Annotated in this window: 14 protein-coding genes; 7 read left to right on the forward strand and 7 right to left on the reverse strand. The window is 67.6% G+C overall.

Annotated features, from left to right (window positions below; translation table 11 throughout):
* Positions 1-48: 48 nt before the first annotated feature.
* Positions 49-900 carry a glycosyltransferase family A protein gene (locus tag BGO82_RS18275; protein WP_291307057.1) on the forward strand — a complete coding sequence of 284 codons (852 nt, stop codon included), beginning with the start codon at positions 49-51 and terminating at the stop codon, positions 898-900.
* Between the two features lie 79 nt (positions 901-979).
* A complete protein-coding gene (aqpZ, locus tag BGO82_RS18280; protein ID WP_291307058.1) occupies positions 980-1,696 on the forward strand; it encodes an aquaporin Z in 717 nt (238 codons plus the stop codon).
* 45 nt (positions 1,697-1,741) lie between these two features.
* On the opposite strand, the gene BGO82_RS18285 is transcribed toward aqpZ, so the two are convergent.
* Positions 1,742-2,257, reverse strand: a complete 516-nt coding sequence (locus BGO82_RS18285; protein WP_291307059.1) for an invasion associated locus B family protein — start codon at positions 2,255-2,257, stop codon at positions 1,742-1,744.
* Positions 2,258-2,451: 194 nt separating this feature from the next.
* Here BGO82_RS18285 and BGO82_RS18290 point away from each other — a divergent pair, with 194 nt between their 5' ends.
* Positions 2,452-4,800, forward strand: coding sequence for an autotransporter outer membrane beta-barrel domain-containing protein (locus tag BGO82_RS18290; protein ID WP_291307060.1), 2,349 nt, complete (start codon positions 2,452-2,454; stop codon positions 4,798-4,800).
* Positions 4,801-4,805: 5 nt separating this feature from the next.
* On the opposite strand, the gene BGO82_RS18295 is transcribed toward BGO82_RS18290, so the two are convergent.
* Positions 4,806-5,435: an ABC transporter ATP-binding protein gene (locus tag BGO82_RS18295; RefSeq protein WP_291307061.1), complete on the reverse strand. Its 630-nt coding sequence runs from the start codon at positions 5,433-5,435 to the stop codon at positions 4,806-4,808.
* Positions 5,432-6,439, reverse strand: a complete 1,008-nt coding sequence (locus BGO82_RS18300) for a hypothetical protein (protein ID WP_291307062.1) — start codon at positions 6,437-6,439, stop codon at positions 5,432-5,434. The genes BGO82_RS18295 and BGO82_RS18300 overlap by 4 nt, the downstream gene beginning before the upstream one ends.
* Before the next feature lie 81 nt (positions 6,440-6,520).
* Here BGO82_RS18300 and arfB point away from each other — a divergent pair, with 81 nt between their 5' ends.
* Positions 6,521-6,952: an alternative ribosome rescue aminoacyl-tRNA hydrolase ArfB gene (arfB, locus tag BGO82_RS18305; protein ID WP_291307063.1), complete on the forward strand. Its 432-nt coding sequence runs from the start codon at positions 6,521-6,523 to the stop codon at positions 6,950-6,952.
* A gap of 6 nt (positions 6,953-6,958) precedes the next feature.
* On the opposite strand, the gene BGO82_RS18310 is transcribed toward arfB, so the two are convergent.
* Positions 6,959-7,156: a type II toxin-antitoxin system HicA family toxin gene (locus BGO82_RS18310; protein ID WP_291307064.1), complete on the reverse strand. Its 198-nt coding sequence runs from the start codon at positions 7,154-7,156 to the stop codon at positions 6,959-6,961.
* Positions 7,157-7,408 (reverse strand): DUF1902 domain-containing protein, encoded by a 252-nt coding sequence (locus BGO82_RS18315; RefSeq protein ID WP_291307065.1) that lies wholly within the window; start codon positions 7,406-7,408, stop codon positions 7,157-7,159.
* Between the two features lie 106 nt (positions 7,409-7,514).
* Here BGO82_RS18315 and polA point away from each other — a divergent pair, with 106 nt between their 5' ends.
* Positions 7,515-10,424: a DNA polymerase I gene (gene polA / locus BGO82_RS18320; RefSeq protein ID WP_291307066.1), complete on the forward strand. Its 2,910-nt coding sequence runs from the start codon at positions 7,515-7,517 to the stop codon at positions 10,422-10,424.
* Between the two features lie 69 nt (positions 10,425-10,493).
* Here polA and BGO82_RS18325 read toward each other — a convergent pair whose 3' ends face one another.
* Together BGO82_RS18325 and BGO82_RS18330 are read right to left on the reverse strand one after the other, a co-directional pair.
* Positions 10,494-10,844, reverse strand: a complete 351-nt coding sequence (locus BGO82_RS18325; protein WP_291307067.1) for a hypothetical protein — start codon at positions 10,842-10,844, stop codon at positions 10,494-10,496.
* Positions 10,845-10,936: 92 nt separating this feature from the next.
* Positions 10,937-11,614: a dienelactone hydrolase family protein gene (locus BGO82_RS18330; protein WP_291307068.1), complete on the reverse strand. Its 678-nt coding sequence runs from the start codon at positions 11,612-11,614 to the stop codon at positions 10,937-10,939.
* A gap of 172 nt (positions 11,615-11,786) precedes the next feature.
* Between BGO82_RS18330 and BGO82_RS18335 the strand changes: the two genes are divergently transcribed.
* Positions 11,787-12,203, forward strand: coding sequence for a DUF1810 domain-containing protein (locus BGO82_RS18335; protein WP_291307069.1), 417 nt, complete (start codon positions 11,787-11,789; stop codon positions 12,201-12,203).
* 158 nt (positions 12,204-12,361) lie between these two features.
* Positions 12,362-12,949 (forward strand): hypothetical protein, encoded by a 588-nt coding sequence (locus tag BGO82_RS18340; RefSeq protein WP_291307070.1) that lies wholly within the window; start codon positions 12,362-12,364, stop codon positions 12,947-12,949.
* The last annotated feature ends 31 nt before the right edge of the window (positions 12,950-12,980 follow it).

Here is a 12,980-nt window from a genome sequence, read left to right on the forward strand (position 1 = left end):
GGACTGCCCAAATATGGGGCAGGGCACACTCTCCTTCAAGGCTGACCCATGGCTGCGACCGTCTCGGTCATCACCCCCGCCTACAGGTCCGAGCGCTGGATCGTCCCCTGCGTCAGGTCCGTCCTCGCTCAGACCTGGGAGGCGTTCGAGCACGTCATCATCGCCGATGACGGTGCCGACTACGAGGCGCTGCTGGCCGCCGCCGGCATCCGCGACCGGCGCCTCAAATTCCTATCCTCGGGCGCCATTGGCGGCGGCGCCTCGCGCGCCCGCAACGTCGCGCTCGATGCCATCGGCACCGACTACGTCGCCATCCTCGATGCCGACGACCGCTTCAAGCCGCAAAAGCTCGCGCGCGCCGTCGCCGCGCTCGCCCATCACCCCATCGTTTCGGTTGCGCTCGACGAGTTCGACGAAACGGACCGGCGCCTGCGTCTCGTCGGCGCCGGACCCGACGCGGAGCTTTCCCCTGCGGTCTACAAATGGACCTGCCTGTCGATGGATTCGATGCTCCTGTGGGATCGCCGCAAGACCGATGCCCGCTACGATCTCGAGCTCACCAACATGACCGATCTCGAGCTGTTGCTGCAGCTCTACCGCACGGTGCCCGCAAGCTGGCACCTGGGCACGCCGCTTCATGACTACCTGAAGCTCTCGGTGTCGATGAGCAACGGTCCCGGCGTCACCGAAAAGATGCTGCGCAGCAAGCGCGAGATGCTGCGCCGCCTCGAAACGGGCCACTACACCATGGCCGACCCCGCCGGCCCCGAGGGCATGGCGGCGTTCCTGCGCATTTCGCTCGTCGCCGAGGAGACGTATCCGGCTGCGGCGGCGGCGAGGCCCGGCCTGCTGTTCGAGGATCACCTCGAGCCCATGCTGCGCGCCCAGTTTCCGGTGTGAAACCCCGCACCGACGATTCCGTCGCATCGCGCCGGGCGCTAACCCTCGGCAGGTGGGAAACTCTCAGGGGCAACAACGCATGGCTCGTAAACTCTTCGCCGAGTTCTTCGGCACCTTCTGGCTGGTCCTCGCGGTGCTCGGCACGGCGATGATGGCGGCCGGCTTTCCGACCGTCGGGGTCGGCTTCATCGGCGTCGGCTTTGCCGCCGGCATCGCTGTGCTGACCATGGCCTATGCCGTGGGCGGCATCTCCGGCGGTCACTTCAACCCGGCGGTGTCGCTGGGGCTGGCGGTCGCCGGCCGCTTCGACTGGAAGGATCTCGTGCCCTACTGGATCGCGCAGATCGTCGGTGGCGCGGTGGCGGCGGTCATCGTCTACTGGATCGCCTCGAGCGCGCCCGACTTCGCCGCCGGCGGCTTTGCCGCCAACGGCTATGGCGATTTGTCGCCGGGCAAATATTCGATGCTGAGCGCGCTGGTCACCGAGATCGTGCTCACCGGCATGTTCGTGCTGGTGATCCTGGGCTCGACCAGCACCGCGGCGCCGGCCGGCTTCGCGCCGCTCGCCATCGGCCTCTGCCTCACCGCCATCCACATCATCGGCATCCCGGTCGACAATCTGTCGGTCAATCCGGCGCGCTCGATCGCCTCGGCGATCTTCGCCACCACCGGCGCCTGGGGCCAGATCTGGCTGTTCATCGTCGGCCCGCTGGTCGGCGGTGCGCTGGGCGGCATCATCTGGCGGGCGCTGCTGTCGCCGGGCGAAACGCCGGCCAATATCGGCCAGGTCAAATAGCGTTACCGCCGACGGCAGTTGCGGGGCCCGCTTCGGCGGGCCCTGTTATTTGGTGAGCTCGGTAATGCGGTCGAGCGCGCCCGCCAGCCCCTTGAGCGAGATCGAAAAGTTCGCCGCCTGGCCGTTGACCGCCTGCGCCACCACGGCCAGCTTGGTGCCGGCGCGCATCGCCTTCTCCCAATCGGCACCGATGCTGAGCGGCACCAGGCATCCGGACGGCAGGCAGGTCTTGAAGTTCAGCACCGGCGAGGTCAGCTTGTCGTCGACCTTGAGCACCGCGCCCTTGCTCAGCTCCAGCCCGAACGGCAGCACCAGCGTGCCGTCGAGCAGGCCCTTGCCGGGCAGGATCTCCACCGCCAGCACCCGCTGCTTGGTCTGCGACGACAATTGCTCCTGCTGCGCCGCGCAGTGCACGCTGCCCTGCTCGATGTCGCAGCGCACCGTCCAGTCGTCATGCGCCTCGGTGAGCGACGTGGCGCCGCCTGGCAGCGTGGTGGCGGCCGCGGCCGGCGCCGTGAGCAGCAAGCCGGCGGCTAGGGCGGCGAAGAGGCGCGATGGCATGGATTTCCCCCGAAATGACAGGTGAGTTCTAGCCGGTTTTTCGGGCGCCGTCATTTGCACAGATTGTGGCAAGATGGGCACACAAGCGAAAGACCTGCAGCCAGTCCGGAAATGCACACTTTTGCGATCTTGTGCAGAAGGCCGCTCCAGCTAGGAAGGCCGCTCCCGCTAGCTTGCGCCGCCAAGGGGGCCACATGTCTGCCACAGCGTCATTCGGGCAATGGCTGAGCGCCGGCGCCATTTCGGCCGTCGCCCTGCTCGCTGCCACAGGGAGCGGCGCCGCGGCGACGCTGGCGATCGATGCCGGCGACGCGCCGGGGGCAATCGATCTGCAGACCTATGCCGGCGGCCCCTATGACGGGTTCGACAACAGCGGCTACGTCGATGGCGGCAGTGCGACCGGCATTGCCAGCAGCCAGTCGGTAGGTCTCGTTTACAACCGCGCCTCCGGCACGATCCGCGCCGACAATGCCGGTGAGTCCGCGGTGTTCGATGGCGACGTGACGACCTTCATCAACGACGGCGAGATCGACGGTGGCCACAACGCCATCGTCGGCATCAACGGCCGCGTCGGCAGCTTCATCAACAACGGCACCCTCAAGATGGTGCTCGATAGCGCCAGCGGCGGCGTCTATCTGGCCGGCGGCGTCGACAGCTTCCTCAACAGTGCGAGCGGCATCATCGACGTCAATCCGGGACCGGGAACGTCGACCGGCGTCTACAGCGGCGGCGACGTCGGCAGCTTCAGCAATCTCGGACACATCACCAGCAATCAGGTGGGCGTCGAGTTTGCCAACTACGTCCCGCTCCGCGTCGGCTCATTCTACAATGGCGGAACCATCTACGGCGCCACTGTTGGAACGGCGATCTATGGCAGCGTCGGCGACTATGCCAATTCCGGCGAGATTGCCGGCGGCGACGACGGAGCCTATTTCAATGGCGCCGTCGGCAGCTTCGCCAATTCCGGGCAGATCACCTCGACTGGCGGCAGCGCCGTGCGATTCGACGACGAGGTCGACAGCTTCGCCAACCTCGCCGGCGGCTCCATCGTCGGCGCCCTCGCCGGCGTGCAGGCCTACAATTACCAGCCTATCCACAGCTTCACCAATGCCGGCTATATCAGCGGCGGCTATGCCGGCGTGATGCTCGATGGAATCACCGCGGCTGGAACGACATTTGTCAACACCGGCACCATCGAGGGGCCGACGGGCGTTCTGTATTTCGTCGATGCCGATGGGCGCGAGCAGCTCATCAATTCCGGCATCATCCGCAGCCTCACCAACGGCACCGCCATCGATTTCGACTGCGGCTGCGGCGACTACGACCGCGCCGATACGCTGACCATCCTCACCGGCTCGCGCATTTTCGGCGCCGTCAATTTCGGCAGCGAAAGCCGCGACGTCCACGATACCCTCGATTTCTCCGGCTACTTCGGCAGCACTGTGCTGACCGTGCCCGGCCTCGACGTCGTGGTGCCCGGAATTCACTCCTACGCCTGGGACAGGCCGAACGACCGCATCGCCATCTTCGATATTTCCGCCATGGGTGGCGGTGCCTTCGGCGATCTCTACGCCCGGATGAGCCGCGACATCGCCGGCCTGGCAGAGACCAAACTCGGCCATGCGCTGACGTCCGGACCTGCCGCCGCGCCCCTCGGCTTCGCGCCGCAGCCGTCGCGATCCGCCGCCGAAACCGCGGTGCTGAGCGAGCTCGACGTGCGGCAGCCCGGCATCGCGATCTGGGGCGGCACCATTGGCGGCGCCAGCAACACCGGCCAGCCGCTCGACGTCTCAGGCGTCTATGGCGGTCTGGTCGCCGGCGCGCATGTGCGGCTGAGCCAGGCCCTCACTCTCGGCGGGCTCGCCGGCTATGTCGACTCGGCCAATGGTCAGCATGGCGGCGTGCAATCCGTCGTGAGCCGCACGGTGCTGGCTGGTGTCTATGGGCAGACGAGCCTGGGCGCTGCCGATCTCGACCTGGCGCTGCTCGCCGGCGCATCGAGCCATGCCGGCACGCGGCAGGTGTCGGCGCCCGGCGGCATCGAGACGGCCAGCACCCAATACTCCAGCCTGTTCGTCGCGCCGAGCCTCGCCGTCAGCCTGCCGGTCTCGTCGACCGATGTCTCGACCCTGCTGGTCAAGGCGAGTCTCGGCTATGTCGGTGGTTTCGTCAGCGGCTACAGCGAGACCGGCTCGTCGATGAGCCTCACTGTGGGCCAACAGGGCATCGGCCTGCTCGACGCCCGCCTCGGTCTCGAGGGCCGCCGGCGCGTCACCGCTGGCGACGGTGTCGGTGCCGAGCTTGTGGCACGCGGCGGCGTGTTCGCCACCGCCAATTTCGGCGGCGCGAACGTGCCGGTGACGGTGCTCGGTCAGACGGTCAGCGTCAGCTCCGCCGCGTCCTCGGCGGGCGTCTATGCCGGCGCCGGGATCGACAGCCGGCTCGGGCCGGCGCTGACCCTGTCGCTGCACGGCGACGGCGCCTACCGCGCCGATGGTCTCGTCAGCGGCAGCCTCAAGGCGACTCTGGGCGGTACGTTCTAGGAAAATTACGCCGCCGCGGCACGATCGGACAGGGTGAGCACCTCGGCCCCCGTCGCGGCAACAAACGCGTCGTCATGGGTGGCGAACAGGACCGCCGCGCCCACCGCATCGCTTCGGATGCGCCCGATCAGCGCATCGCGCGCCCCCGTGTCGAGCGCGTTGGACGGCTCGTCGAGCAGGATCACCCGCGGCGCTCCGATCCACGCCGCCGCCAGCAGCAGCTTCTTCTGCGTGCCGAGCGACAGCGCGTCGACGCGTTCATCGAGATACGGCAGCAGCGCAAAAGTCGCCAGCAGCGCCTCGACCACCGGCCCCGGCGTCACACGCTTGGCCGCCGCCACCATCGCCAGCAGCTCGCGCCCGCGCATGAACGGATAGGCCGGCATGTCGTCGGGGGCGTAGGCCAGCTGCCGCCGCGCCGCGAGCGGCGCGCGCGCCAAATCATGGCCGGCGACGATCACGCGGCCTGCCATCGGTTGCTGCGCTCCGGCCAGCACCCGCAACAGCGTCGACTTGCCGCTGCCATTGCGCCCGACGAGCGCATAGGCGCCCGGTCCGAGCGTCAGGCCGATGCCGGAAAACACCACGCGACCATCATAGCCGGCGGCGAGGTCGTGGGCGGCGAGCAGCGTCATTTGAGCACCATGGCGATGGCGCTGCCGGCCCAGCCCGCCGCCACGAGGGCAGCCAGCATCGCGCCCAGCCCGCCACCACGCAGCATTGGCAGGCGCAGCAGCGCCAGCAATCCCGCATAGGCCAGCGCCAGCAGCGCAAAGACGAAAAGGCTCGCCGGCTCGAATACGCCGAACCACACCGTGAGCATCAGGAACGGCACGCTGCCCAGCAGCAGCACGGTTGCCATGTCGCGCAGCAGCAGCGTGTGCGGTGCAAGCGGCAGCGTCGCGAGATAGGCGCGGATCGGCGCATGCGCGGCATTGAGCACCCGATAGAAATCGGCGAGCACGAAACCGCTCAGTGCCAGTGCCGCAATCGCCACGGACAGGGCGCGAGCGTCGAAGTGGAACGCCGTCGCAATTGCCGCGGCGCCTGCCGCAATCGCGATGGTCGTCAGCAACCGCGTGCCCGCGCTCGCCGGCTGTTCCGCCAGCGCCTGCAGATTGCATCGCAGGCCGGCTGGCGCCGGCAGGCCGCGCAGCATTCGGCGCGGGTCGGGCAGGGGCAGGTGCAGCACGACGAGTTGCGCCACGAGCACCAGCGCCAGCAGCACCGCCAGCCCCGGCATCGCCGCGATGCCGCCTACGCTCGCCGCCAGCACCAGCTCCAGCAGCAACAGCGCATCGGCCAGCAGCAGCACCGTGAGGTCGAGCAGCAGCCGCACGCGCCGCGGCATCGGCAGCGTCGCGGCATATCCGGCGAACGTGCCGCCGCGTATCTGCCGGCGCTGCGGCAGGACCCACAACGCCGCCAGCCCGGCCAATGCGGTGATCCCGCCGAGATCGCTGTTCCGCGCGAGGCCGGCCAAGGCCATCGCCGGCAGCATCAGGATGGTCGTCGCCTGTCCCGCCACCAGCAGGCCGAGCAGCAGCATGCCCTGCCACTGGCGCAGCAGCAGGCGGCCGCTGGCCTCGGCATAGTGGCGCAGCCGCGTCGGCGCCTGGATCAGGTAAAGCTGCAGCACCGCCTCCTTGGGGTGTGTCGCCTGTCGATGTAGGCGCCTCGCCCGGCTGGCGCAACCGCTGCGCTCGGCTATGCTGTACCGATGCCCGACCGCCTGCCCATCACCCCGTCGCTGTCGCTCGATCCGGCCGAGATCGTGATTGCCTTCATCCGCGCCTCGGGCCCGGGCGGGCAGAACGTCAACAAGGTCTCGACCGCGGCGCAATTGCATTTCGACCTCCGCCACTCGCCCTCGCTGCCCGAGCCGGTGAAGACGCGGGCGGCGCGGCTCGCCGGCTCGCGGCTCAGCAATGACGGCGTCATCGTCATCACCGCCGACCGCTTTCGCACCCAGCCGCTCAACCGCGACGACGCGGTCGCCCGGCTGCTCGAATTGCTGGCCGAGGCCGCAGTGCCGCCCAAGCCGCGCCGCCCCACCCGGCCGACCCTCGCCAGCAAGCAGCGCCGCCTCGAAGGCAAGTCGCAGCGCAGCGGCGTCAAGCAATTGCGCCGCATTCGCCCGAGCGAAGAGTAGAGGCCGCTAGAACGCCTTCGGCAGTCCGGCCTGGCGCAGGATGGCGTTGGCGGTGTGGCGGCTCGGAATGCCGATCGGCACGGCGAAGTTCTGCCCGCCCAGCGGGCTGTGCCAGATTTCGTGGCTGCCTTTGCCCTGCCGGACCATCGTGCATCCGGCCACCTTCAGCAGGTCGCGCAACGGGCGGTCGAATTGCGGCGCCATCTATGCCGCGGCCGGCTCGGCTTCGCGCAAGGCGGTGATCTGCAGGTAAAGCGATGCGGGGTCGAGACCGGGATGGTTGTCGGGCAGTAGGTCGAGCGCCATCGCCGAGATCTTGCTGAACAATTCGTCCAGCGTCGGCGCGTCGGCGGCGGCGGGAATGTCGTCGCAGTGGCCGCTCCACACCGACGCCTCGTCGTCCCAGATGGCCGAAATCGTGAAGATCACCGGCTTTTGCATGTGCGTGTCCACCATCATCGATCTGCCTAGCACGGCGACAGATTGCGCGCAAAATCCTCGCGGGGTTGGGCGAGAACAAAGGATGCACTAAGGTGCGCCGTTCCTGGTCTGCGGAATCACCATGCATCTGCTTCTTGTCGACGGCTCGGGCTATATTTTCCGAGCGTTCCATGCCCTGCCCCAGTTCACCCGCTCGGACAAGCTGCCGGTCGGCTGCGTGCTCGGCTTCTGCAACATGATCTTCAAGCTCGAGCAGGATTTGCAGGGCGATGATGCGCCGACGCATATGGCGGTGGTGTTCGACTATTCCGGGCGGACCTTCCGCGACCAGATCTATGCCGACTACAAGGCGCACCGGCCGCCGCCGCCCGAAGAGATGGTGCCGCAGTTTCCGCTGACGCGCACCGCCACGGCGGCCTATGGCCTGCCCTCGATCGAGATGGAGGATTGGGAGGCCGACGACATCATCGCCACCTATGCCTGCATGGCGCGCGACGCCGGCGGCAAGGTGACCATCGTGTCGTCGGACAAGGATCTGATGCAACTGGTCGAGCCCGACGGCTCCATCCGCCTGCTCGACACCATCCCCCGCCCCGGCCAGCCGCCGCTGCGCTGGATCGGCATGGACGAAGTGTTCGACAAATTCGGTGTCACCCCCGACAAGGTCATCGACGTGCAGGCGCTGTGCGGCGATTCCGTCGACAACGTGCCGGGCGTTCCCGGCATCGGCGTCAAGACCGCCGCCGAGCTGATCAATGCCTATGGCGACGTGGAAACGCTGCTGGCTCGCGCCGACGAGATCAGGCAGCCCAAGCGCCGGCAGACGCTGCTGGACAACAAGGATCTGGCGCTGATTTCCAAGCGGCTGGTGACCCTCAGCCGCGACGTTCCGGTGCAGTTGCCGCTCGACGCGCTGGCGCGCGAGCCGATCGATCCGGGCAAGCTCTTCCCCTTCCTCAAGGCCATGGAGTTCACCAAGGCCATCGCCTACCAGTCCAAGGTGCTGGAGGTGAATCCTGACGATTGGCCGGCCGACCCCGATCTGGCGGCCGTAAAGATCGAGCCCATCGGCTTCAACAACGAGGCCAAGGAGGCGGCGCGCGTGCTGCGCCTCGCCGCCGAGGGCAAGGCCGAAAACGCCGCGGTGAAATTCGCCGCCGAGCGCCTCGCCCGGGTCAAGACGCTGCCCATCGACGCTGCCGGCTACGAAACCATCACCGACGCCGAAACCCTCGGGCGCTGGCTGGCCGATATCGAGGCGCAGGGCTATGTCGCCATCGACCTCGAATCCACCGGCCTCGACAACCAGACCGCCGACCTCGTCGGCATCGCGCTGGCGCTGGCGCCGGGCAAGGCGGCCTATCTGCCGCTCGGCCACACTTCCGGCAGCGGCATGTTCGGCGAGCGCCTCGACGGCCAGCTCGATCTGCGGCAGGCACTCGATCTGCTGCGGCCGATGCTGGAAGCTCGTTCCATCCTCAAGATCGGTCACAACGTCAAATACGACCTCGGCCTCCTGCTGCGCTACGGCATCGACATGCGGCCGTTCGACGACACGCTGCTGATGAGCTACGTGCTCGACGGCGTGCAGTACAACACGCTGAGCGAGCTCAGCGCCCACTGGTTCGGACACAAGGGCACCGAGATTACCGAGCTCATCGGCAAGGGCAAGAACCAGAAGACCTTCGCCGAAGTGCCCATCGCCGACGCCGCCCGCTACGCCGCCGAGGACACCGATCTCACCATCCGCCTGTGGATGATCCTGAAGCCCCGCCTCGCCGCCGAGAACATGACCACGCTCTACGAAACCGAGGAGCGGCCGCTGGCCCCGGTGCTGGCGCGCATGGAAGGGCGCGGCATCTCGGTCGACCGCAACATTCTCAGCCGCCTCACCGGCGACTTCACCCAGCGCGCCGCCGCGCTCGAGGAGCTGGCCTATGAGATGGCCGGCGAGCGCTTCAACATCGGCTCGCCCAAGCAACTCGGCGACATCCTGTTCGGCAAGATGGGCTTGCCCGGCGGCAGCCGCACCAAGACCGGGCAATGGTCCACCACCGCCGGCGCCCTCGAGGATCTTGCCGAAAAGGAAGGCGTGCCGCTCGCCAAGGTCATCGTCGACTGGCGCCAGCTCACCAAGCTCATCGGCACCTACACCGCGGCGCTACCCGACTACATCAACGCCCGCACCAACCGCGTCCACACCACCTACAGCCAGCATTCGGTGCTGACCGGCCGGCTCAGCTCCAACGATCCCAATCTGCAGAACATCCCGGTCCGCACAGAGGATGGCCGCAAGATCAGGACGGCGTTCGTCGCCGCGCCCGGGAAAATGCTGGTCTCGGCCGACTACAGCCAGATCGAGTTGCGTATCCTCGCCCACATCGCCGACATCCAGGCGCTGAAGGATGCCTTCGAGGAGGGCCTCGACATCCACGCCATGACGGCGTCGGAGATGTTCGGCGTGCCGGTCGAAGGCATGCCGGCCGAGGTGCGCCGGCGCGCCAAGGCCATCAATTTCGGCATCATCTACGGCATCTCGGCCTTCGGCCTCGCCAACCAGCTCGGCATCGAGCGCTCCGAGGCCGGCGAGTACATCAAGACCTATTTCGCCCGCTTCCCCGGCATCCAGGACTACATGGCCGAGCAGCGCCGCAAGGTGAAGGCCGACGGCTATGTGATGACCATCTTCGGACGCAAGATCGCCTTCCCCAACGCCAATTCCAGCCATCCGGCCGAGCGCAGCTTCGTCGAGCGCGCCTCCATCAACGCCCCGATCCAGGGCTCCGCCGCCGACATCATCCGCCGCGCCATGATCCGCATGGAGCCGGCGCTGGCCCGTGCCAGAATTGCCGCCGACATGCTGCTGCAGGTGCACGACGAGCTGATCTTCGAGGTCGACAGGGGCACCGAAGCCGATGCCATGCCGGTGATCGCAGCCGTCATGGAAAATGCCGCCATGCCGGCCGTCAACCTCAGCGTGCCGCTCAAGGTCGACGCCCACGCCGCCCACAACTGGGACGAGGCGCATTAGAACAGCGTGTAAGTCATGCAGTCGGCGCTCCTCTCCCGCCTGCGGGGGAGAAGAACCCCGACTGAAGCCTCAACGCGTGGCGAGAAACTCCAGCGCCTCCGCCAGGACCTCATGCACGTCGGCCCGCCCACCATCGGTCAGCACCACGCGCACCCGCTGCACCGCGCGCCCGTTGTACAGCGACACCATGAAGTCCTCGACCCCGAGGTTGGGGTAATCGCGCACCGGCACCTCGACCGCCTCGGTCACCAGCTCGCACTCGCGCCCGGCCACGCCGAACACCAGCGCCAGTGCCGCGCACTGCGCCGCGAGGTCGGCGCGGAAGGCGAGGATGTCCTCGCCCTGTCCGCCACGCCGGGCTGTAAACAGCGCATCCGCCGCCGCATCGACCAGCAGCGCCGCAAGCCACGCTTTCTTCACCGACAACGGCGCCGCCCGGGCGGCCGCAACAGCTGCAACGGCCTGCGACAGGGCTGAGTCCAGTGCGTCCTCCATGCAGGCAGTGCGGACGGCTATCCCAGATGCCCGTGAAAAAACTCCAGCGTTCGCGCGCTGGCTTTCTTGCAGCTCGCCTCGTCGAATTTGTCGGGGCGGTCGGAATTGCAGAAGCCGTGACCGGCATCGTAGGTATAGACATTGACATTGGGGTGCCGCGCTTTCAGCGCCGCCACCTGCTCGAGCGGGATTCCACTGTCCTTGTCGCCATAGTGCATCTCCAGCGGCATCTGCGGCTCGAGGTCGATGTAATTGGGGATGCCGCCGCCATAATAGCCCGAGCCGGCGCTGAGCCCGAGCCCTGCATGGCAGGCCCGCCAGGTGGTGGCCCCGCCGAAGCAATAGCCGGTGATCCCCACCTTGCCGCCGGCAGCCGCGGCCTTCACCGCCGCTTCGACGTCGAGCAGCGCCTTGTCGAACGAGAACGTCTTCATCTGCGCGGCCATCGTCGCATAGGCGCTGCCGGCCGCATAATCCTCGCTTTCGAAGCCGGGCTTGATGCGGTCGAACAGATTGGGCGCCACCGTCAGGTAGCCATGCCGCGCAAAGCGGTCCACCACCTCGCGCACCCATTTGTTGACCCCCCACACCTCCCCGATCACCACCGCCCCACCCCGCGCCTTTCCCTCCGGCGCCGCGCGGTAGGCATTGACCGTGAACCCGTCGGCTGCCGTAAGTGTAATGCGCTCGCCCATGGGATGCTCCTGACGTGGATTGTTCTCGTTGCAACCGATGGGAGCAGGAAAGCGCGGCGCGCGCCAGTGGAAATCCGATCACGGCGCGGTGAGCCGGCGAGTCGCGAGAGGGAGGGCGGCTGTGCGAACCGATAGGCGCCTCCCGCGTTTCCTGCTCAGCTCAGGAGACGACATGTCCCTCACCCGCTTCCTCACCGCGCAGACGCCGGTCTACGAGACGGTTCTGGCCGAGCTGCGGGCCGGGCAGAAGCGGTCGCACTGGATGTGGTTCGTCTTCCCGCAGCTCGATGCGCTCGGTCGGTCGCCGACGGCGAAATTCTATGGCATCGCCGATCTCGACGAGGCGCGCGCCTATCTGGCTCATCCGGTGCTCGGTCGGCGGCCGCTCGACTGCACCGGTCTCGTCAATGCCATTGCGGGCAAGACGGCCCACGCCATCCTCGGCACCCCCGACGATCTGAAATTCCGCTCCTCTGTAACGCTGTTCCGCCATGCCGGGGGCGGCCAGGTGTTCGCCGACGCACTGGCGAAATATTACGGCGGCGTGGACGACGAGCTGACGGTCGAGGCACTGGCGTCTTCCCACTGACCCGCAGTCGCCCTATGCCGCGCCTGGTCCCCTGCCCAGCAAGCAGGAGAGGCCCCCCGCCGCCCCCTCCCGGCTTGGTCATCATTCCCACATCATTTCCCGCTCCCCTTTGCAGCCGCCCGGCGTTCGGTGCATGCTCGGGGCCGGTGGAGGTGGCCATGCGTATGCGTTCGCGTCTCAAATTCCCGCTCGCCCTTGGCCTGGGCGCGGCCCTGCTCGTGCCGGTTCCGGCGCTGGCCGAGACCAGCCTCACGGCGTTCGACGCGGCGCGGCAGGCCCTGCTCTCCATCTGGGCCGAATTGCCGCTCACGGCGCGCAACGTCACGCTCACAGACGGGCCCGCCGCCGGCTACGGCAATTACACGCCGCACCAGGGCTCCGAGTTCAGGACCGGCGAGCCGATCCACGTCTATGTCGAGGTGCTCGGCTATGGCTGGAAGGACAATGGCGACGGCACGCTGAGCGAATTGCTCGATGCCGACCTCAACCTGCTCAATGCCCAGGGCACCACGGTCGCCAGCCAGGAGAAATTCCTCACCGCCGACATCAAGTCGCGCGAAAAGCTGCTCGAAACCTTCCTGACGCTCGACGCCACGCTCACCGCCTTCGATCCGGGCGCCTACAAGCTGCAATACGTGCTGCACGACCGGGCCGGCGGCAAGGACACCACCTTCGAGGTGCCCATCACCCTGGTCGCCGGCGACGCCTCGGCCGCCTCGTCCAGCGCCACGCCGCCGGCGCAGTAAGGGCTGGCGCCGGCCGCCAAAGCGCCCTAAA

It is taken from the genome of Devosia sp. 67-54 (assembly GCF_001899075.1).
Taxonomy (GTDB): Bacteria; Pseudomonadota; Alphaproteobacteria; order Rhizobiales; family Devosiaceae; genus Devosia_A.